Source organism: Paraurantiacibacter namhicola, assembly GCF_001687545.1.
Taxonomy (GTDB): domain Bacteria; phylum Pseudomonadota; class Alphaproteobacteria; order Sphingomonadales; family Sphingomonadaceae; genus Paraurantiacibacter; species Paraurantiacibacter namhicola.
Genome location: NZ_CP016545.1, coordinates 510,213 through 530,565 on the forward strand (window position 1 = coordinate 510,213; position 20,353 = coordinate 530,565).

The 20,353-nt window shown below is 65.5% G+C and carries 16 protein-coding genes and 1 tRNA gene; 6 read left to right on the plus strand and 11 right to left on the minus strand.

Features of this window, described 5'->3' with window-relative positions:
* Positions 1-55: 55 nt before the first annotated feature.
* Positions 56-2,227 carry a S46 family peptidase gene (locus tag A6F65_RS02535; RefSeq protein ID WP_067785624.1) on the minus strand — a complete coding sequence of 724 codons (2,172 nt, stop codon included), beginning with the start codon at positions 2,225-2,227 and terminating at the stop codon, positions 56-58.
* A 201-nt stretch (positions 2,228-2,428) separates the two neighbouring features.
* Here A6F65_RS02535 and A6F65_RS02540 point away from each other — a divergent pair, with 201 nt between their 5' ends.
* Positions 2,429-4,525 carry a glycoside hydrolase family 97 protein gene (locus tag A6F65_RS02540; protein WP_067785627.1) on the plus strand — a complete coding sequence of 699 codons (2,097 nt, stop codon included), beginning with the start codon at positions 2,429-2,431 and terminating at the stop codon, positions 4,523-4,525.
* Positions 4,526-4,672: 147 nt separating this feature from the next.
* Here the strand turns inward: A6F65_RS02540 and A6F65_RS02545 are convergent.
* The 3 genes from A6F65_RS02545 to A6F65_RS02555 form a co-directional block, all read right to left on the minus strand.
* Positions 4,673-4,758: transfer RNA gene (locus tag A6F65_RS02545), tRNA-Leu, on the minus strand.
* Positions 4,759-4,861: 103 nt separating this feature from the next.
* Positions 4,862-5,143, minus strand: coding sequence for an integration host factor subunit beta (locus A6F65_RS02550; RefSeq protein ID WP_067789812.1), 282 nt, complete (start codon positions 5,141-5,143; stop codon positions 4,862-4,864).
* Positions 5,144-5,349: 206 nt separating this feature from the next.
* Positions 5,350-5,688, minus strand: coding sequence for a GntR family transcriptional regulator (locus A6F65_RS02555; RefSeq protein ID WP_067785630.1), 339 nt, complete (start codon positions 5,686-5,688; stop codon positions 5,350-5,352).
* 176 nt (positions 5,689-5,864) lie between these two features.
* Between A6F65_RS02555 and A6F65_RS02560 the strand changes: the two genes are divergently transcribed.
* Genes A6F65_RS02560 through A6F65_RS02575 form a run of 4 tightly spaced genes read left to right on the plus strand, consistent with a single transcriptional unit; the run spans position 5,865 to position 11,066 of the window.
* A complete protein-coding gene (locus A6F65_RS02560) occupies positions 5,865-7,526 on the plus strand; it encodes a peptide MFS transporter (protein ID WP_237164863.1) in 1,662 nt (553 codons plus the stop codon).
* A 22-nt stretch (positions 7,527-7,548) separates the two neighbouring features.
* Entirely contained in the window at positions 7,549-8,916 is a 1,368-nt protein-coding gene (locus A6F65_RS02565) for an amidohydrolase (RefSeq protein WP_418303113.1), read from the plus strand.
* A complete protein-coding gene (locus A6F65_RS02570) occupies positions 8,916-10,301 on the plus strand; it encodes an amidohydrolase family protein (RefSeq protein WP_067789819.1) in 1,386 nt (461 codons plus the stop codon). The genes A6F65_RS02565 and A6F65_RS02570 overlap by 1 nt, the downstream gene beginning before the upstream one ends.
* Before the next feature lie 42 nt (positions 10,302-10,343).
* Entirely contained in the window at positions 10,344-11,066 is a 723-nt protein-coding gene (locus A6F65_RS02575) for an NnrU family protein (RefSeq protein WP_237164866.1), read from the plus strand.
* 6 nt (positions 11,067-11,072) lie between these two features.
* Here A6F65_RS02575 and A6F65_RS02580 read toward each other — a convergent pair whose 3' ends face one another.
* The 6 genes from A6F65_RS02580 to msrA form a co-directional block, all read right to left on the minus strand.
* Positions 11,073-12,563, minus strand: a complete 1,491-nt coding sequence (locus A6F65_RS02580) for a serine hydrolase domain-containing protein (RefSeq protein WP_067785636.1) — start codon at positions 12,561-12,563, stop codon at positions 11,073-11,075.
* A gap of 79 nt (positions 12,564-12,642) precedes the next feature.
* Positions 12,643-13,419 carry an alpha/beta hydrolase gene (locus A6F65_RS02585; RefSeq protein ID WP_083989165.1) on the minus strand — a complete coding sequence of 259 codons (777 nt, stop codon included), beginning with the start codon at positions 13,417-13,419 and terminating at the stop codon, positions 12,643-12,645.
* Positions 13,420-13,530: 111 nt separating this feature from the next.
* Positions 13,531-14,121 (minus strand): hypothetical protein, encoded by a 591-nt coding sequence (locus A6F65_RS02590; RefSeq protein ID WP_067785639.1) that lies wholly within the window; start codon positions 14,119-14,121, stop codon positions 13,531-13,533.
* Between the two features lie 4 nt (positions 14,122-14,125).
* Positions 14,126-16,048, minus strand: a complete 1,923-nt coding sequence (dxs, locus tag A6F65_RS02595; RefSeq protein WP_067785642.1) for a 1-deoxy-D-xylulose-5-phosphate synthase — start codon at positions 16,046-16,048, stop codon at positions 14,126-14,128.
* Between the two features lie 114 nt (positions 16,049-16,162).
* On the minus strand, positions 16,163-16,624 hold the full coding sequence (locus A6F65_RS02600; RefSeq protein ID WP_067785645.1) for a Fur family transcriptional regulator: 462 nt from the start codon (positions 16,622-16,624) through the stop codon (positions 16,163-16,165).
* Between the two features lie 36 nt (positions 16,625-16,660).
* Positions 16,661-17,329 (minus strand): peptide-methionine (S)-S-oxide reductase MsrA, encoded by a 669-nt coding sequence (gene msrA / locus A6F65_RS02605; protein ID WP_067785648.1) that lies wholly within the window; start codon positions 17,327-17,329, stop codon positions 16,661-16,663.
* 261 nt (positions 17,330-17,590) lie between these two features.
* Here msrA and A6F65_RS02610 point away from each other — a divergent pair, with 261 nt between their 5' ends.
* A complete protein-coding gene (locus A6F65_RS02610; RefSeq protein WP_083989166.1) occupies positions 17,591-18,760 on the plus strand; it encodes an META domain-containing protein in 1,170 nt (389 codons plus the stop codon).
* On the opposite strand, the gene purH is transcribed toward A6F65_RS02610, so the two are convergent.
* The gene (purH, locus tag A6F65_RS02615) at positions 18,761-20,350 is read right to left on the minus strand and encodes a bifunctional phosphoribosylaminoimidazolecarboxamide formyltransferase/IMP cyclohydrolase (protein WP_067785654.1); all 1,590 of its coding nucleotides are present in this window, start codon (positions 20,348-20,350) and stop codon (positions 18,761-18,763) included.
* Positions 20,351-20,353 lie beyond the last annotated feature (3 nt).

The following is a 20,353-nucleotide window of genomic DNA, read 5'->3' on the forward strand; positions in this document are numbered from 1 at the left end:
AAAAGGGGCGAGGCCCAAATAGGCCCCGCCCCGTGATTTCCGGCGATCGCGCGGCTTAGCGAACGATGTCCATCTCCTCGATCAGCGCATCGGCGCCGTCGACCTTTTCCATCACCCACAGCATGTAGCGCGAATCCACGTGGATCGTGCGCGTGGTGCGGGGATCGAAGTCCCAGTCCGAATTGACGCTTTCGAACGTGCCGTCGAATAGCAGGCCAACCAGCTCGCCGCGGGAATTCAGCGTGGCGGAACCGCTGTTGCCGCCCGTGCTGTCCAGGTCGGTCAGGAAATTGACCGGCACAGTGCCGAGGCTGTCCAGCGCGTAATCGCCGTAATCGCCGGCCCGGATCCGGGCGAGCAGCTCGGGCGGGGCATTGAACGGATCGACGCCGGTATCCTTGTCCACGATGCCTTCCAGCGTCGTGAAGGGCAGATAAGCCATCCCGTCACGCGGGCTGCCACCCATCACCTTGCCAAAGGTGATGCGCAGCGTGCTGTTGGCATCGGGATAGGTCAGCACACCGCTTTCGCGCTGCCACTGCGTGATCGCCTCCATATAGGCGGGGCGCAGGGCCAGGGCGCGGCCGGAGCGGATGTCGGACTGCTCCTCCAGCTCGCGGTCATAGGCGTACATGGCCACGGCAAGCTTGATGAAGGGGTCCTCGCTCGCTTCCAGCTCTTCTACGCTGGCACCCATCAGCGCGATGCGGGTCGCACCGTCGCCAAGGCTGGTTGCGGAATAGAAATTGTCGAGCAGGGCAGGCAGGTCCTCGGCCGTCGTTTCCGCCGTCAGGCCCAGCGCCGCATCGAACTGCGGCACGCGTTCTTCCATCGGCTGGGCGATGTAGCCGGTCAGGAACAGCAGCCACTCGGCGCGGTCGACCGCGGGATCGTAACGCCGGTCCAGCGCGGTCAGGCCCTGCTCGAAGAAGCGCATGTCGCGCTCCTGGTAACCGGGCGAGCGTTCCGCATCGGGCAGCATCCGCTCATGCGCGAGGCGATAGAGCCGCCGTGCCGTGCCATACAGGGCGGGCCGGGTGGCGTTGTTGTACCAGAAGCCGGTGCGCGATGCCTGCGCGCTTTCTTCCGAAAGCTCCGACAGTTCGGCGATGGCCTCGCCATATCCGGCGCGGGAAGGATCGGCTGCGATCCATTCGCCCAGCGCAGCTTCGCGGGCACGGCGGCGGTCCACCAGGCCCACGCGGCGTGCGCCCTCGATCTGGCCGCGCAGGTTCTTGCTGTAATTGTTGAGGCCGGCGAGGCGGCTTTCATACTTCACGCGCGCATCGCTGCCTGCCGGGGCGGCTTCCTCGATCGTGGCGATCCACTCGTTCAGCAGGCCTTCGAAGACCGGGTAAGCCCAGCCGAAGGTGTTCTCCACTTCGGCCAGCGGGGCATAGCGGCTGGTGGAGCCAGGATAGCCGGCGGCCATCACGAAATCGCCATCTTCCAGTCCTGCTGCGCTCACTTTCAGGAAGTGATCGGGGCGGTAAGGGACGTTCTCTTCGCTGTAATCCGCAGCCGAGCCATCGGGCGCGACATAGGCGCGGTAGAAGGCGAAATCGCCGGTGTGGCGCGGCCACTGCCAATTATCGATATCGCCGCCGTAATTGCCGATCGAATCCGACGGGGCATAGACCAGCCGCACGTCGCGCACTTCCAGGCTCTTGATCAGCTTGTACTGCGCGCCGCCATAGAAGCTGGCCACGCGGCAGCGGTAACCGGCGGTGACTTCGCACTGCGCGACGAGGTCCTTGCCGCGCTGTTCGACGGTCTCATACCGCGCCAGCGGCTCCAGCTGCTCCGTGCCGGCGCGCACTTCGCCGGTCACGTCCGTTACCTCGGTGGTGACATAGATGCGCGAGCCGGGGGCTGCGGGCAGTTCGGCGGACTTCTCTTTCGCCAGGAAGCCGTTCTCGAGGTAATTGTTCTCCGCGGTGGAATTGTACTGCACCGATCCGCGTGCGCAGTGGTGGTTCGTGACCACCAGGCCTTCAGGAGAGACGAAGCTGGCCGAACAGCCGCCCAGAGAGACGATCGCGCCCATCGGGAAGGCGGTCAGGTCGGCGAGCGATGCGGGGTCGAGTTCGAGCCCGGCCTCCTGCAGTTCGCTGGCGATTTCCTGCAGCTGGTCGGGCGTGAACATCCCTTCCTTGGCGGCGGCCGGCGTGGCGAGCATTGCGGCGCCCGCGAGCAGCGCGGCGGACAGATTGCGGATGGTTGTCATGCGAAAAGGCCTCTCTTGTCTTGCATGGGCCGCCCGTGCGTGCGGGCTGCTTCATGGCTGTATTGCGCTGCGGCTTAATGGCAGATGGTAGGCGGCGCAAACCAAATGCTCACGCCGCGCGCGGCCTCCATCACATTCGTATGCGGTAGTGTCATCGCCTGCCTGCTCTGCCATCCCTGATGACGGAGCAGGAGAGACAGTATGGCATTCCACGCATTCATCGCGCGCAAGAATCGCGCGCTGGCCGGGGCAGTTGCAGGCGTATTCGCGCTGGCACTGGCAACGCAGCCCGCCGCCGCGCAGGACGAAAAGCCCGTCGCCACGATCACATCGCCCGATGGCTCGATCGAGGTGCAGGTGACCACTGACAACGACCGGCGCGTAACCTGGCAGATGTCGCGCAAGGGCCAGCTGCTGGTCTCGCCTTCCAAGCTGGGCATCCTGCTGACGGACGGCCTGCCCATGGTGCGCGGCTTCACCATGACCGGCATGGAAGAAGTCACCGAGCATGACGAGACATGGGAGCAGCCCTGGGGCGAGCGCCGCTTCGTGCGCGATCACCACCATGAAATGGTCGTGCGCTTCCAGCAGCCGCCCGAAGACGGCGACCGGCAGATGAACCTGCGCTTCCGCGTGTTCGATGACGGTATCGGCTTCCGCTACGAATTCCCGGAGCAGGAAAACCTCGTCACGGTGAAAATCGCCGAGGAGCTGACCGAGTTCAACATCGCCTCCGAAGGCACGGCCTGGTGGGTGACGGGCGGCGATTTCAACCGCTACGAACAGATCTACCAGCAGACGCCGATCGATGCGGTTTCGGTGGCGCACACGCCCATCACCATGAAGCTGGAAGATGGCACGCACATGTCCTTCCACGAGGCGGCGCTGGTCGATTACTCCGGCTATTGGCTGAAGCGCCAGGATGGCCACAGCTTCCGCACCACGCTGGCACCCGGCACGGGCGAGAGCGCCAAGGTCATCCGCGACACGCCGTTCCACACGCCCTGGCGCACGATCCGCGTGGGCGACGATGCGGCGGCACTGGTTGAGAGCGACCTTGAGCTGAACCTCAACGAACCCAACAAGCTGGGCGATGTCAGCTGGTTCAAGCCGCAGAAATACATCGGCATCTGGTGGGGCATGATCGGCGGCATCTGGAGCTGGGCCGAAGGTCCCAACCACGGCGCAACGACCGAGCGTGCGCTGGAAACGATCGACTACGCTGCGGAGAACGGCTTCTCCGGCGTGCTGATCGAAGGCTGGAACGAGGGCTGGAACAACAATTGGTTCGGCCATGGCGACGAATACAGCTTCACCAAGGCGGTGCCCGATTTCGACCTCGAACGCGTGGCAGCCTATGGCCGCGAGCGCGGCGTTGCGATTGTGGGCCACCACGAAACCGGCGGCAACATCATCGTCTATGAAGACCAGCTGGAAGACGCGATGGCGCTTTACAACCGGCTGGGCGTGGGCGTGGTCAAGACCGGCTATGTCGCCGATGCGGGCGGCATCATCGCCCCTGGCGAAGAGCCGGGCGAGATCGCCATGGCCTGGCATGACGGGCAGCGGATGGTGAACCACCACCAGAAGGTGATCGAGACGGCCGCGCGCTACCAGATTGCCATCAACCCGCACGAGCCGGTGAAGGCCACCGGCATCCGCCGTACCTATCCCAACTGGGTGGCGCGCGAAGGTGCGCGGGGCATGGAATACAATGCCTGGGGCGAATATGCGAACCCGGCCGATCACGAGCCGACGCTGGTCTACACCCGCATGCTGTCGGGCCCGATGGACTTCACGCCGGGCGTCCTCTCGCTCGTCGCGCCGACGGGCAATGCGCTGGCCTCGACTCGCGCAAAGCAGCTGGGCCTGTACCTTGCCATCTACTCGCCGATCCAGATGGCGGCGGACCTGGTCGACAATCTGAAGCAATATCCCAACGAGATTGCCTTCATCCGGCAGGTCCCGGCCGACTGGTCGGACAGCCGCCTGATCGCGGGCGAAGTGGGCGATTATGCCATCTTCGCGCGCAAGGATCGCAACAGCGAGGACTGGTATCTGGGCGGCGTGAATGACGGGACGGCCCGCACACTGACGCTGTCCATGGATTTCCTGGAGCCGGGCAAGACGTACCGCGCCACAATCTATCGCGACGGCCCCGACGCCGATTACCGCGATGCCGAGCGGCGGCACGACATTGTCTATGATACCGCGACCTTCACGGCGGGCGACAGCTACGAGCTGTTCCTTGCCCCCGGCGGCGGCGCGGCCATTCGGTTGGAGCCGGTCACGGACTGACGGTCCCCCCTCCCGGGACCGAAGGAGGGGCGGGGCTGCGAAGCCTCGCCCTTTTTCGTGAGTTGGAGGATTGGGCGGCTTGGCCTCGCCCTTTTTCGTGAGTTTCGATGCAAAACCATCCCCCGGATGGTTTTGTCTGATCGAAACTGGTGCGGGCGGCGGGACTCGAACCCGCACGATCAGGGATCAGGGGATTTTAAGTCCCCGGCGTCTACCAGTTCCGCCACGCCCGCATGACAGCGCCTGCGGGCGTTAGCGTCCGGCATCGCCGATGGGCAAGCGGGGTGTTGGTTATGGAGTGGTTTCCGGGGCGGACGTGTTGGTTCGACGATGCGCTCAATCGTCGTTCAAACGCTCGCGCATGTCCTTGCCGGCCTTGAAATAGGGCACACGCTTGGCGGGGACTTCCACCGCTTCGCCGGTGCGCGGGTTGCGTCCGGTGCGCGCATCGCGTGCGCGGGTGGAAAAGGCACCGAAGCCGCGCAGTTCCACGCGGCCACCTTCGGCCAGGCGCTGGGCGATCTCGTCGAAGAATACGTCCACGACGCCCTCGACTTCCTCGGGCCTGAGGTCCGGGTTTTCCGAAGCCAGTTCCTGAACAAGTTCCGACCTTATCATCGGCGGGTCCTTCCGCGGCAAGCGCCGCATTCTCGCGTGAAGCCATGACTGCCGGCGGCAGTGCGGCATTTCTTCCTATGCGCGCGACCCAATCCGCCCCTGCCAGAGCAAGACGCGCCGCACAATGACCTACTTAACATTTATCGGATTGTTCCGGACTTGACCTTGGCGCGGGATTCTGCGGGTTTTGCCGGGAAAACAGATGGTCAGACGTCTGCCATGGCCTCGATTTCCAGCCCGAGCCGCTTCATCCGCGCGCGAATTTCCGGCCATTCTTCCTGCAGGAAGCGCTGGCGTTCGGTCTCCAGCAGCTGCGCCGCAGCGCCCTGCCGCACGAACATGCCGACCCCGCGCTGCACGCGAATCAGCCCGTCGGCCTGGAATTGCTGGTAGGCCTTGGCCACGGTGAGCGGGTTCGCCCCCTGCTCTGCGGCAAAGGCGCGCACGGAGGGGAGCATGTCCCCTTCGCCGTAGCGCCCGTCGATGATCGCCGCGGCAATCAGGTCTCGCAGGCGAAGGTATACGGGGCGGGTCTCGTCAGCCATGGTGATGCAGTGCCATAATACAGCATGCCGGGTCAACCCGCCGAGCGAAGTGCGCCGCGCAAGGATATTGGTTTCTCGCGCAACAAAAGCTTCACATGACGGAATTGCCCGCTAGTGTGTCCGCCTTCCTGCCGCCATGACAGCAGGACGGGGATTGCAAGGGGAGGCCGCAGGCCATGAACGAATTTATCTTCACCTTCGGTTCTGCCTACGAAATGTGGGCGTTCTGGATTGCTGTGGTGGCCCTTGCGGCATTCCTTCTGGGCGGTCTTTTCATCGTAACGCGCCCGCAGGCCGAGGTGATCGGCCATCCCAAGGGCCTGTTCCTCCTGTTCATGGCGGAAATGTGGGAGCGGTTTTCCTATTACGGGATGCGCGCCCTCCTGATCTTCTATCTCGTACAGCACTGGCTGTTCACCGATAGCGAAGCCTCGATAATCTACGGCGCTTATACCGCGCTGGTCTATATCGCCCCGGTCGTGGGCGGCTTCCTGGCTGACCGTTACCTCGGCCAGCGCAAGGCGGTGCTGTTCGGCGCCGTGCTGCTGACATTCGGCCACTTCTTCATGGCCTTCGAGGGCGATGGCGGACAAGGCTCCGCCTTCATCAACGTGTTCTGGCTGGCCCTGGCGCTGATCATCGTCGGCTCCGGCTTCCTGAAGGCCAATATCTCCGTGATGGTCGGGCAGCTGTACTCGCGCACCGACATCCGCCGCGATCCGGCATACACCATCTTCTACATGGGCATTAACGTCGGTGCGGCGACGGCTTCCATCATCTGCGGCTATCTGGGCCAGACGGTGGGCTGGGAATACGGCTTCGGCCTGGCCGGTATCGGCATGCTGATCGGCCTTATCTTCTTCGTGCTGGGCAAGCCGCTGCTGCTGGGCAAGGGCGAGCCCAAGGATCCCGAGGCGCTCAAGGGCGGCAAGGAATGGGGCATCTATGGCCTGGGCCTCGGCATGGTCGCGCTGTGCTGGTTCGCAATCCAGTACCAGGAGCTTGTCGGCTGGGTGCTTGGCATCTTCGGCCTCGGTCTGGTCGCTTATGTCCTTTACATCGCGACTGTCAGGCTATCTTCGGACGAGCGTGATCGCATCTTTGCGGCCATGTTCCTGATCTTCGTCTCGATCGTGTTCTGGGCGCTGTTCGAGCAGGCCGGTTCCTCGCTTAACCTGTTCACCGATCGCCATGTCGATACGCAGGGTGTCAGCGCCTCGATGTTCCAGTCCATCAACGCGATTTACATCGTGCTGCTGGCACCGGTGTTCGCGATGCTGTGGCAGGGCCTGGCGCGCAAGGGTGCTGAGCCTTCCACGCCGATGAAGTTCGGCCTCGCCGTCATCCAGGTCGGCCTTGGCTTCCTGGTGCTGGTCTGGGGTTCGCAGAGCGTGGGCGTGAATGTGCCGACCCCGGTCATCTTCATCTTCCTGATCTACCTGCTGCACACGACGGGTGAGCTCTGCCTCAGCCCGGTCGGTCTGTCGGCGATGAACCGCCTCAGCCCGGGTCACATGGCATCGCTGATCATGGGCACCTGGTTCTTCGCATCGGCCACCGGCAATTTCGCCGCCGGCCTGATCGCCGCCGCCACCGGCGCGGAAGGTGTGAGCGAGGAAGCGGGCAAGGAGCTGGTCCTGAGCGTCTATTCCACCGTCGGCTGGTACGCCGTGGGTATCGGCGTTGTCGTCATGGTCATCAGCCCGCTGGTCAAGAAGCTGATGCATCTCGACACGCTGGTGGACGAGACGGTTGATGATGACCTGATGGGCCAGGCCCAGGCAGGCATCGAGCCGCAGGAAGCGGGCATCCGCCCCGACGTCCGCCCGCAGGGTTGATCGCATGAAAGAGGGAATGGGTATGCGCCACCTGGTAACCGTACTGGGGGCGCTGGCCCTCTCCGCTTGTGCCGCCACCGGCGATGGGAGTGACGGGGAGGACGTGGCGTCCGCCCCGGCTCCTGCCGAGTGGGACAATCCCTATCCCTCGACTTACCGCGCCTATCCCGGCGTGCCGACCGCACTGGTCGGGGCGACGGTGTTCGATGGTGCGGGCGGGCAGATCGACAACGGCACCGTGCTGTTTGCCGATGGCAAGGTGGTCGGCGTGGGCGGCGCGGATCTCGCCATCCCGGACGGCTATCTGCGGATCGACGGGACGGGCAAATATGTCACGCCCGGCATCATCGATATTCATTCGCACCTTGGCGACTATCCAAGCCCGCAGGTCGCGGCGCATTCCGACGGGAACGAGGCGACCAGCCCCACCACGCCGGAAGTCTGGGCCGAACATTCCGTCTGGCCGCAGGACCCGGGCTTCTCCCGCGCGCTGGCCAATGGCGGCGTCACCAGCCTGCAGATCCTGCCCGGCAGCGCGAACCTGATGGGCGGGCGAGCCGTCACGCTGAAGAACGTGCCCAGCCGCACGGTGCAGGGCATGAAATTCCCCGGCGCGCCCTATTCGCTGAAGATGGCCTGCGGTGAGAACCCCAAGCGCGTCTATGGCGGGCGCGGGCGCATGCCTTCCACCCGCATGGGCAATTACGCCGTCAACCGGCAGACCTGGATCAAGGCGCGCGATTACGACGGCAAGAAGCGCGATCTGGGCATGGAAACGCTGAAGGGCGTGCTGGACGGCGAGATCCTGATCCAGAACCACTGTTACCGCGCGGACGAGATGGCGCAGGTGATGGATATGGCGGACGAGATGGGATACCGCGTCACGGCCTTCCACCACGCCGTCGAAAGCTACAAGATCGGCGACCTGCTGCGCGAGAAGGACGTGTGCAGCGCGGTCTGGGCCGACTGGTTCGGCTTCAAGATGGAAGCCTATGACGCCATCCCCGAAAACGCGGCGCTGCTGCACCAGGCGGGGGCCTGCGTCATCATCCATTCCGACGATGCCAACGGGATCCAGCGCCTGAACCAGGAAGCGTCCAAGGCGCAGGCCGACGGGCGGCGCATGGGCATCGAGATCACCGACGCGCAGGCGATCGGCTGGATCACCCTCAACGCCGCCAAGGGCATGGGCATCGACGCGATGACCGGCAGCCTCGAAACCGGCAAGATGGCCGATGTGGTGCTGTGGAACGGCAACCCGCTGAGCGTTTATTCGCGCCCCGAAATGGTCTGGGTGGACGGAGCGCTGCTGTACGATGCCAACGATCCCAAGCGCCGGCCGGTGAGCGACTTTGAGCTTGGCCAGCCCGGTGAAGGAGACGTGAAATGATGCGCCGTATCGCACACTCGCTCGCCGCCACCGTGGCCTTGGCCGCCAGCGCATTCGCCGTCCCCGCTCTGGCGCAGGACGTGACCATCACAAATGCAACCGTTGCCACGGGCGACGGGTCGGAGCCGATCGCGAACGGCACTGTCGTCGTGCGCGGCGGCGCCGTGGTCTATGCCGGCCCCGCCGCAGGTGCGCCCGCTGCCGCCGGACAGGCGATCGACGCGCAGGGCGGCTGGGTCACCCCCGGCCTGTTCGCGACGCTGACCGACATCGGGATCGTCGACGTCTTCGGCGTGTCCAACAGCAATGACACGACCGCGCGCGGCAGCCCGTTCTCCGCCGCCATAGATATCGCGCCTGCCGTCAATCCAGCGGCGCAGAACGTGGCCATCAGCCGCGCAGGCGGCGTCACGCGCGCTACCGTTGCGCCGGAAGCGACCACCTCGATCTTTGCAGGGCAGGGCGCTGTCATCGACCTCGGTGATGACCGCGATGCCGTGATGCGGCCGCGCGCCTTCCAGTATGTGGAGCTGGGCGAAGGCGGTGCGCGCCTGGCAGGCGGGAGCCGCGCTTCGGCCCATGCCCTGCTGCGCAACGCCCTGCGCGAGGCGACCAATTATGGCGAGGATGCACGCCTGACAGGCGACACCCGCAACGCCCGCGTCACTACCGGCGACGACCTTCCGCTCGATCCGCGCATGACCGGCCGGGCGGAGCGGGATGGCGACGTGCTGCTGACCCGCTTCGACGCCGCCGCGCTGGTTCCGGTCGTGACCGGCCAGCAGGTGCTGTATGTCGAGGTCGACCGGGCGCAGGACATCCTCAATGCGCTGGACCTGAAACGCGAATTCCCGAACCTGCGCATGGTGCTGGTTGGCGCGGCGGAAGGCTGGATGGTGGCGGACCAGATCGCTGCATCGGGCGTGCCGGTGATCACTCACCCGCTGACCGACCTGCCCAGCAGTTTCGAGCAGCTCGCCGCCACGCAGTCCAACGTGGGCCGCATGGTGGATGCGGGCGTGACGGTCGGCATCGGCCGCTTCAACGACATGAATCACGCGCGCTACGCCCCGCAGCAGGCTGGCAACCTCGTGGGCCTCGCCCGCGTGCCGGGCGCCACGGGCCTGACCTGGGGCGAGGCCTTTGCCGCCATCACCTCCATCCCCGCCGCGATCAGCGGGTATGAGGGCCGGGCCGGCGTGCTGGCGCCCGGTGCCTATGGCGACGTGGTGATCTGGGACGGCGATCCGCTGGAGCTGACCAGTGCGCCGCTGCGGGTCTGGATCGACGGGGTGGAGCAGCCGCTCGACAACCACCAGAGCCGCCTGCGCGAACGCTACCGCGACCTGGACGAGGATGAGCTGCCCAAGGCTTACGACTGGTAAGTCGCACCTGCGCCCTTTCGGCCCGAATACAGGGAGGCTGGCATGAGCGATCCGATGACGATGTATTCCGGACAGGGGCGCGGGCCGCTCGACCCGGACATGGTGCAGCTGATTTCCGCCAGCATCGCCTTTGTCGGCACGCATTTTGCCCTGTCGCACCCGCTTCGCGCGCCGCTCGTGCGCGTGCTGAAGGAGAGCGGCTTCATGCTGGTCTACAGCGTGGTCGCCTTCGTGACGCTGGGCTGGATGGCGCATGCCTTCATGGCTGTGGACGCGCCGGGCCTTGGCGGCAGCGGGGACGTGGGTTGGGCCATTGCCAGCCTGCTGACCCTGGTCGCGCTGGTCCTGTTCTTCGGCTCTCTGTGGCGCAATCCCGCCCTGCCCGCCCCGGGAGCGCAAAAGGACGCGGCCGAGCGCGCACCGAGCGGCGCATTTGCCGTTACCCGGCACCCGATGATGTGGGGTTTCGCACTCTGGGCGCTCGCGCATATCGCGCTCTGGTGGAGCTGGCGCACCAATGTGGTCGCTCTTGCCATACTGGTTCTCGCGCTGCTCGGCGCGCATCTGCAGGACCGCAAGAAGCGCCGCCTGATGGGCGAGGCATGGGCCAGCTGGGAAGCGCGCACCAGCTATTGGCCGCGCTGGGCAAAGCTCCTGCGCGCAGGCTGGCTGCTGTGGCTCGTCGCCATCATCGCATGGCTCGCCATCACGTACGGCCATATCCACGCAGGCGGGATCCCCGCCGGTCTGTGGCGCTGGAGCTGATCCGCCTTACTTGCGAAGCGCGGCAATCGGGCGCGTGAGCGGCTTTGCGTCGCTGCCCGGGCGTGAGATGGTGACGGCGGCCACCTGCCCGTCATCCCCCAGCTCGAAGGTGAGCAAATTGGGGTAATCCGTGATGCGGAAAGCCCCGCCGCCCTGGTAATGCATTTCGCTGCTGTCGCGCCCCAGGAACTGGGTGAAGAAGGGCGAGACGACCATCATCCGTCCGCCCTGCTCTTCGACCGTATAGGGCAGGCCGAGGTCGTAGAGCAGGCCTGTGTAATCACCCATGATCGCGCGGCGCATTTCCGGCTCCAGCGGCACGCTGGGAAGCGGCTTGCGCTCCGCCCATCGCTGGCTGGCGATGATTTCGCGGCGGGCGGCGGCAAACACCGGATCGGTCGCCGGGTCATCGCCATTGCCCATGATGACGAAGCCGTATCCGCCCTCCATCGCGCCATACATGTCCACATTGACGCCGGTGTTGGAGCCGCCGTGCTGGAACCACTCCGTATTGCCGTAGCCGAAGCCACGGAAGAAGGGCGTCCCCATGCCGCCGACATGGTCAAGCGACCAGATGTCGGTCATCGCGCGGGCCAGCTGCGGGGTGACCGGTCCGGTCGTCTCGCCACGAAGGCCGCGCTGGATGGCGATGGCATAAAGCGCAAGGTCGCGGGGGGTGGACCACAGGCCCGAGGCGGAAACCTGCGGCGTGATTGGCCGGCCATCGCGGATCTGCGAGCCATCGGCTGCATGCACCAGCGCGACATCATCCGGGAATCCGGGCTGGCCGGGCTGGATCATGGTGCTGTTTGTCATGCCCAGCGGGGTGAGGATGCGATCCTGCACCATGGCGTGCAGCGGCTGGCCCATTCGGTCCTCCAGCGCGATCTGGATAATGGTGTAACCGCCGCCGCTGTATTTCCAGCCCTGTCCCGGCGGGAAGAGGAACTCGATCGGCTTGTCATAACGCGGCAGCCGCCCTTCCACGCTGTCCACCAGCGTGGGCAGCGTGTCGCCCTCGTAGAAATCGGCAAAGCCGTGCTGCGACGTGCCGCCGGTGTGGCTCAGCAGCTGCCGCCATGTGACACCCGCCGCGCCTTCCACATCGCTTTCGGGCAGCTTCCAGCGCGTGAGCGAGGCAGCAATCGGCTCGTCGAGGTCCAGCAGGCCTTCTGCTTCCAGGATCAGGCAGAGCATGGCCGTGAAGGGCTTGGCCACGCTGGCGGTGGAGAAAGCGGTGGTGGTCGCGATCGCCGCGCCGCCGCTGGATTTGGTGCCGAAAGTGGCGGTGCGGATCGATCCGTAATCGTCGAACACCGCCACGCTCAAGCCCATCAGCCCGGCCTCGCGGCGCGCGCTTTCCAGCGCGGTCTCCGGCAGCGGGAGCAAGGCCGGCGCCTGTGCTGCCTCGGCGGGGGCGGACTGGACTGAGGAGGCGGCACCTTGCGTGCAGCCAAGGGCCGCCAGCGAAAGGGCCCCGATCAGGATGTTGCGCACGATGTCTGCTCTCCCCAAGTGTATTATTTACACAACACACTTGGGCGGGTGGGCCACGCCTGTCAATCGCGTGGCAATGTCACTGGTCGATTAGATTCGCCGCAATCTCACCCTGCACGGCGGGATGCACCACAAGGTCATGGCCCCAGCCGGGATAGGTGACCAGCTTCGTACCGGGCCGCGCGGCGGCCAGTGTCCGGGCCTGCTCCAGGCGGATCAGCGTGTCTTCCTCGCCATGCAGGATCAGGACGGGGATTTCGATGCCGGGCAACTTGCCGACATTGTCGTAGCGGTCACGGATCAGCGTGCGCACGGGCAGCCAGCGCATGGCGCGGCTCGCGGTCTCCTCCAGGCTGTCGAAGGGGGAGATCAGGACGAGCGCGCGCGCCTCCACTTCGGTTGCGAGATGCGTCGCCACGCCCGATCCGATGGAATTGCCGGTCAGCACGATGTCTTGCGGCGCGACGCCCCGTTCTCGCAGGAAGGCATAGGCCGCGCGGCCATCGGCATATAAGCCCTTCTCCGACGGGGAGCCGGCATTCCCGGCATAGCCGCGATAGCTGGCCGCCAGCACGCCGTAGCCGAGCGCGGCAAGCCGGTCCGTTACATATGCGGTGGATTGCCAGCTCGACCCATTGCCGTGGAAGAACAGCAGCGTCGGCATGCCCTCGCGCGCAGGGCGGTAGCCTGCGCCGATCTCCACACCGTCTGCCGCTGTATAGGTGATCCGCTCGAATCCGGCGGGCACACCTGCCTGCTCAGGAGGCGCGGGATAGATAAAGCGTTCCTGCAGGCTCCATACCAGCACGAGTGCCGCGAGGTAGAAAACGGCGAGAAAGGTGAGGAGCCAGGTCACGATGCGCCTTGCCTTTCGCACAATTCAGAAACCTCGCCGCATCGTCACCCCGGCCCCCGAGCCGGGGTCCCGCTTTTTGAAGCGCAGCGTGACAGGAAGCGGGACCCCGGATCAAGTCCGGGGTGACGGGGATTCCTCGGCCGCAGGCAGTTCGGCTTCCGCGTCCAGTCCGGCAAGCATGACCTTCTTGCGCTCAAGCATGTCCTTCTCGAACTCCGTCAGTTCGATATGGGCATTGACGCCGTCCATGATCTCCGCAGCCGTGCAATCATATTGCGAGGTCCACATCCATGCATCGCCGAAAAACTGCCGCGCCTGCGCCCCGTTCATTCGGTAGATCAAACGCCGCAGCGGCTTCTCGATCGGGTATTTCGAAGGCTTGTAAAACAGAAAGATTATTCGCCCGTCGAGGATGCGGAAATTCTTGATGGAGCGCAGGGATATGCGTTTGTCCGAATGCGGGCGCAGGAAAAATGTGTTGTCGGCAATCTGCAATTGCACCCGCCGGTCGAACAGCTTCCTGAGGAAGATTGCCAACGGAATAGCGAATACGGCCGCGCCCACCGCCCCGGCTAGCCCAACGATGCCAGGCGCATCAATCGCGATGAAAACACAGAAGGCGACCAAGACCGTAGTCAGCGCCACCCAGCCAAGCATCTTTGGCACGGAATAGCGCGCCTTGAATGGCTTAGGCGCGGTCATGCGATCAGGCCCGCGCTTCCTCCACGCCTGCGCTGTTATGCCGCAGCGCGTTCAGCACCGTGTCGACGATCGCATCCGCGTCCAATCCGGCTTCGGCATATTGCTTCTTCGGGTCGTCCTGGTCCTGGAAGGCGTCCGGCAGGCGCATGGTGCGGATTTTCAGGCCGCCATCGGTCAGGCCCTCGTCGCTGGCCATGGTGAGGACGTGCGCGCCGAGGCCGCCGATGGCGCCTTCCTCCACCGTCACCACCACTTCGTGGGTGGTCATCAGGCGGCGGATCAGGTCGGTGTCGAGCGGCTTGGCGAAGCGCAAATCGGCGACGCTGGTGGACAGGCCCTTGGCCTCCAGCTGCTCGGCGGCGTCCATGGCTTCGGCGAGGCGCGTGCCGAGGCTCAGAAGCGCGATCTTGCTGCCTTCCTTGACCATGCGGCCCTTGCCGATTTCCAGCTTCTGCGGCGTTTCGGGCATCTCCACGCCCACGCCATTGCCGCGCGGATAGCGGAAGGCGATGGGGCCGTCGTCATATTCGGCGGCGGTGTAGGTCATGTGGACCAGCTCCGCCTCGTCAGCCGCGGCCATGACCACGAAATTGGGCAAGGTGGCGAGATAGGTGATGTCGAAGCTGCCTGCGTGCGTGCTGCCGTCCGCGCCGACAAGGCCGGCGCGGTCGATTGCGAAGCGTACGGGCAGGTTCTGGATCGCCACGTCATGCACCACCTGGTCGTACGCCCGCTGCAGGAAGGTGGAGTAGATCGCGGCGAAGGGGCGCATGCCCTGCGCAGCGAGGCCGGCGGCGAATGTCACGCCGTGCTGTTCGGCAATGCCGACGTCGAATGCGCGGTCCGGATGGGCCTGGGCGAACTTGTCGACGCCCGTGCCGCTGGGCATGGCGGCGGTGATGGCGCAGATGCGGTCGTCCGTATCGGCCAGCTTGGCCAGCGTCTCGCCAAACACGTTCTGGTAAGCGGGCGCGCCGGGGGCGGACTTCGCTTTCTCGCCGGTGACCACGTCGAACTTGGGCACGCCGTGATATTTGTCGGCGCTTTCCTCGGCCGGCTGGTAACCCTTGCCCTTGGTGGTGACGACATGGATCAGGACGGGGCCCTGCTCGCTGTCGCGCACGTTTTCCAGTACCGGGATCAGGTGGTCGAGATTGTGCCCGTCGATCGGGCCGACGTAATAGAAGCCCAGCTCCTCGAACATCGTGCCGCCGGTGACCATGCCGCGGGCATATTCCTCGGCCTTTTCCAGCCCGCCCCAGACGCGGCGGCCCAGCTTCTTGGCGATCTTGGACGCCATGGAGCGCAGGCCGAGATATTCGCTGCTGCTGACCATGCGCGCGAGGTATGCCGAAAGGCCGCCCACGGGCGGGGCGATCGACATGTCGTTATCGTTCAGGATCACGATCAGGCGGTTGCCGGCCTGTTCGGCATTGTTCATCGCCTCATAGGCCATCCCTGCGCTCATCGCGCCGTCGCCGATGACGGCGATGGCCTTGCCCGGCTGGCCCTTCAGCTTGTTGGCGATGGCGAAGCCCAGGCCTGCGCTGATCGAGGTGGAGGAGTGGGCCGCGCCGAAGGGGTCGTATTCGCTTTCGCTGCGCTTGGTGAAGCCGGACAGGCCGCCGCCCTGGCGCAGGGTGCGGATGCGGTCGCGCCGCCCGGTCAGGATCTTGTGGGGATAGCACTGGTGCCCGACGTCGAAGACCAGCTTGTCGTCCGGCGTGTTGAACACATAGTGGATCGCGGTGGTCAGTTCGACCACGCCGAGGCCGGAACCCAGGTGTCCGCCACTGGTGCTGACCGCGTCGATCATCTCGGCGCGAAGCTCGTCGGAAAGCTGGCGAAGCTGCGACTGATCGAGCTTGCGGAGGTCTGCGGGCGTGTCGACGGTGTCGAGCAGTGGAGTGTCTGGCCGTGTTGTCATGGCAGAGTGGTTACAACGGAAATTGTGGCGCGTCCATGAACGGTTTGTCGATGCACAGGAACGCTTCGTCGCAGCCCGGGCGGGATCAGCTCGCGCATTCCTCGCCCCGCGCGGTCATTCCGCGCAATCCTGACAAAGCCCGCGCAGTTCCACCACCGGGCGCACGTCGGCAAAGCCATTGCGGCCGCCTGCCTCGCGCAGCGCGTCGGTCACGCGGTGGTCGTCAACGTGGATCGCCTTCCCGCAATCGTCGCAGATCAGGAAGATGCAATCGTGCCGGCAACCGGGATGGGTGTTGGCGAGATAGGCGTTGGCGCTCTCGATCCGGTTGGCGAGGTTGGTACGCACGAACAGGTCGAGGATGCGATAGACGCTGTTGGCGGCCACGCGCTTGCCGCGCAGCTTCCCCACATCATCGGCAATGTCATAGGCGCTGGCAGGCTTGTCGTAAGCGGCGAGCGCGCGGAAGGTGTCTCCCCGCAGGCCGGTCCACTGCTCGCCGGAATTGGTCAGGACGCGCTCGGCCTCGGAAACCAGGCTGTCGCCGCTAAGTTCGGTATGGGTATGTCCGCTCATGCCACCCGATATAGGGTGCGCGCGGCGGGCGGGCAATCAGCCGGTGACGAAGCCGCTGCGGTACAGCCCCGGATACATCCGCTTGAAGGCAGCGACCTTGGGCGCGTCCCAGCGGCGGATGTAGGGGTGGCGCGGGTTCTTCTTGGCGAAATCCTGGTGGTAGGTCTCTGCCGGATAGAACGTCTTGTACGCCTCGATCCCCGTCACGATGGGGCGGCTCCACTTCCCGCTCTTCTTCATCTGGGCAAGGTAGGACCGGGCCACGGCGGCCTGTTCCTTGCTCACCGGGATCAGCGCGGCGCGGTAATGGCGGCCAACGTCGGGACCCTGCCGGTTCTTCAGCGTGGGATCGGCGACGACGGAGAAGAAGACCTGCAGCAGCTGGTCATACCGCACGACGCGCGGATCGTAGGTGACCTTCACCACTTCTGCGTGGTCGGTCATCCCGCCCGAGACGAGGTCGTAAGTCGCCTGCCGCTTCGTGCCGCCGTGATAGCCGGAAATGGCGCTCTTCACGCCCTTGGTATGGCTGAACACCGCCTCGACGCCCCAGAAACAGCCGCCGGCGAAGATCGCCGTCTTCAGGCCGCTTTCCTTGGCCACGCGCTGCGCGGCGGGGGCGTTCACGTAATTCTCCGCCGACGCGCCGGTGGCGGGCATGCAGGCCGCAAGCGCGGCTGCCAGCAGGAGGACGGGTGTTCGCATCGTGCGGCTTATACCAGCTGCGGCACGATATTGGCAGCCAGCACCAGCGCGGTCAGGCCAAAGCCGATGGCGAAGTTGCGGAAGAGGTCTGCGGTGAAGAGTTCCATGGTCTGTCTTTCGAACGGAATGCGTGAAAGGTTACATCTAGCGCAGGAGTGCTTTCTGAAAGATTGAACCGGCTTGCAGCATCCGTTCAGGCGACCTGACGCAGGCCGGGAGCCGTATCTGGGCGTGAACGTTGGCCTTTCAAGGAGAGAGACGATGCGTGGAGCCTGTTTGGCGATTTCCGTTCTGGCACTGGCCGCCTGCAATGCGGGGGCGGGGCCGGTGGCCGATGCTGGCACCTCCAGCGAATCACTTGGCGATATGGCCGCGACCACCGTTCCGATGGGCGAGGCTGCGCTGGCGCAGATCGATCCTTTGGGCGGCACGTGGATCGTGCGCAGCGTGGGTATGCGGGATTTTCCGGGCGACTGGGGCAGGGTCAATTTCAGCGGCGGCGGCTTTTTTACGCATGAAGCGGGCTGCGGCGGCGGCCATCCTGCCTTCTACCAGGCGAGGGCCGATGGCACGCTGGAGGTGCGGCGGCGCGAAGCGGTCCGCATTGGCAAATGCGAAGGCGATTGGGCGCCGGATTTCGAGAGGCGGCTCGCGGCGTTTTTCGACAAGGCTGCCACCTGGTCGCGCGATGGCGATGTCCTCCGGCTCACCGACAGCGACGGCCAGGTCGCCGTGCTCGAGCGCCCGGCCGACCCCGTTCCGGCACTAGCGGGACGGTGGCAAATTGTTACCATCGGCGGGCAGGTATGGACCGGTTCTGTCACGCCTACTGTCCAGTTCCAGCCGGGCTGGATGAGCGGCAGCGCAGGCTGCAATACCGGCGGCGCGCAATGGAGCGCGCCCGCACCGGGCCGCATCGCGGTCGGCAGCTTCGCCGCGACGCAGATGGGTTGTTCGCAGGAGTTGCTAGAATCGGACAGCCGCCTGTTCGGCGCTCTTGCAGGTGTCACGGGTTACGAGGCCGGCGCGGAAGGCCGCATGGTCCTGACCGGGCGGCAGGAGATTGTGCTGGAACGCCCGCCGGCGCCGAGTGCGCGGCTGAAGGGCCGCTACAGGGGCTGCGGCAACACCATAATCGGCCTGTATGGCGGCGAGCTGACGATGGACTTCGCCAGCGACACGGCGACCGACCAGGCCGGATGCCGCGCCAGCTACTCGGTGGACGGGACCGCGCTCTCGCTTGATTTCGACGACAGCCCGGCCTGTTCGACCCCGCGGATAGACCGTTGGGACGAAGGGCGCGATTATGCGGGGCGCGAGGTCTCGACGCTGGCACTGCTGCGCCCGGATGCGCTGGCTTTCGACGAGACCGGCCAGCTGGTCATGCGCGCCGCCGATGGCCGCACGCTGACGCTCTGCCGCGCGGACTGATCAGTGACGAAAGTGGCGCATCCCGGTGAAAACCATGGCGAGGCCCGCCTCGTTCGCCGCGTCGATCACTTCAGCATCGCGCATGGAGCCGCCCGGCTGGATCACCGCTGTCGCGCCTGCCTCGGCGGCTGACAGCAATCCGTCCGCGAAGGGGAAGAAAGCGTCGGAGGCGACCGCGCTGCCGACGGTCTTCGGCTGGTCCCAGCCATATTTCTCCGCCGCTTCGGCTGCCTTCATGGCGGCAATGCGCGCCGAATCGCGCCGGTTCATCTGGCCTGCGCCGATGCCTGCCGTCGCGCCGTCCTTGGCATAGACGATGGCGTTGGATTTGACGTGGCGCGCCACCGTCCAGGCGAAAAGGCAATCTTTCACTTCCTGCTCGGTCGGCTCGCGATCGGTCACGATCTTCAGGTCATCGCGCGTGATGGCGGCGGCGTCGCGGTCCTGCGCGAGCAGTCCGCCTGCGATCACCACCTGCATGGTGCCCGGGCGGCGCGGATCGGGCAGGTCGGGCACGATCAGCAGGCGCAGGTTCTTCTTCTTCGCAAAGGCCGCGCGCGCCGCATCGTCGGCGCCCGGCGCTACCACGACTTCGGTGAAGATCTCGCAGATCGCCTCTGCCGTCGGACCGTCCAGCGGCACATTCAGCGCCACGATGCCACCGAATGCGCTCACATCGTCGCAGGCCAGCGCGGCTTTCCAAGCCTCCAGCGCACTGCCCGCCTGCGCGACACCGCAGGGGTTGGCGTGTTTCACGATCACCACGGCGGGCTGCTGCCCCTTGAATTCGGCGACCAGTTCCAGCGCGGCATTGGCGTCGTTGTAATTGTTGTAGCTCAGCTCCTTGCCCTGCACCTGCTCGGCCTGCGGCAGGCCAACGGCATGCGGGCCTTCGGGCACGTAGAGCGCGGCATTCTGGTGCGGGTTCTCGCCATAGCGGAGCGTGGTGACGAGGCGGCTCGCCATGGCGCGGCGTGCGGGGAAGCGCTTGCCCTGGTCGGCATAGGCGAACCACTGGCTGATCGCGGCATCATAGGCGGCGGTGGCGGCAAAGGCCTTGGCCGCCATGCGATTGCGGAAGTCCTGCGAGGTCGCGCCGCCCTTCTCGCCCATCTCCGCCAGCATGGCGTCGTAATCGGCAGGGTCGGTCAGGATGGTGACGTAGCGATGGTTCTTGGCTGCGCTGCGCACCATGCTCGGCCCGCCGATATCGATGTTCTCAATAATTTCGTCGCGCCCTGCACCCTTCGCCACGGTCTGCTGGAAGGGGTAGAGATTGACCACGACGAGGTCGATCGCGCCGATGCCGTGTTCTTCCATTGCGGCGGCATGGGCGGCGTCGTCGCGCACCGCCAGCAAGCCGCCATGGACCTTTGGGTGCAGCGTCTTCACGCGCCCGTCCATCATTTCGGGGAAGCCAGTGAGGTCGGAGACGTCCTTCACCTCAAGACCCGCATCGCGTAGCGCCTTGGCCGTGCCGCCGGTCGAAACCAGCTCCACGCCCGCTTCCGCCAGGCCCTTGCCCAGTTCCACCAAACCGCTCTTGTCGGACACCGAAAGCAGTGCCCGCTTGATCGCTACATCAGACATTCA

Coding starts and splice junctions, on each gene's coding strand:
- A6F65_RS02535 (WP_067785624.1), bottom strand. CDS start 2,227: ATGACAACCATCCGCAATCTGTCCGCCGCGCTGCTCGCGGGCGCCGCA.
- A6F65_RS02540 (WP_067785627.1), top strand. CDS start 2,429: ATGGCATTCCACGCATTCATCGCGCGCAAGAATCGCGCGCTGGCCGGG.
- A6F65_RS02550 (WP_067789812.1), bottom strand. CDS start 5,143: ATGATAAGGTCGGAACTTGTTCAGGAACTGGCTTCGGAAAACCCGGAC.
- A6F65_RS02555 (WP_067785630.1), bottom strand. CDS start 5,688: ATGGCTGACGAGACCCGCCCCGTATACCTTCGCCTGCGAGACCTGATT.
- A6F65_RS02560 (WP_237164863.1), top strand. CDS start 5,865: ATGAACGAATTTATCTTCACCTTCGGTTCTGCCTACGAAATGTGGGCG.
- A6F65_RS02565 (WP_418303113.1), top strand. CDS start 7,549: ATGCGCCACCTGGTAACCGTACTGGGGGCGCTGGCCCTCTCCGCTTGT.
- A6F65_RS02570 (WP_067789819.1), top strand. CDS start 8,916: ATGCGCCGTATCGCACACTCGCTCGCCGCCACCGTGGCCTTGGCCGCC.
- A6F65_RS02575 (WP_237164866.1), top strand. CDS start 10,344: ATGAGCGATCCGATGACGATGTATTCCGGACAGGGGCGCGGGCCGCTC.
- A6F65_RS02590 (WP_067785639.1), bottom strand. CDS start 14,121: ATGACCGCGCCTAAGCCATTCAAGGCGCGCTATTCCGTGCCAAAGATG.
- dxs (WP_067785642.1), bottom strand. CDS start 16,048: ATGACAACACGGCCAGACACTCCACTGCTCGACACCGTCGACACGCCC.
- A6F65_RS02600 (WP_067785645.1), bottom strand. CDS start 16,624: ATGAGCGGACATACCCATACCGAACTTAGCGGCGACAGCCTGGTTTCC.
- msrA (WP_067785648.1), bottom strand. CDS start 17,329: ATGCGAACACCCGTCCTCCTGCTGGCAGCCGCGCTTGCGGCCTGCATG.
- A6F65_RS02610 (WP_083989166.1), top strand. CDS start 17,591: ATGCGTGGAGCCTGTTTGGCGATTTCCGTTCTGGCACTGGCCGCCTGC.
- purH (WP_067785654.1), bottom strand. CDS start 20,350: ATGTCTGATGTAGCGATCAAGCGGGCACTGCTTTCGGTGTCCGACAAG.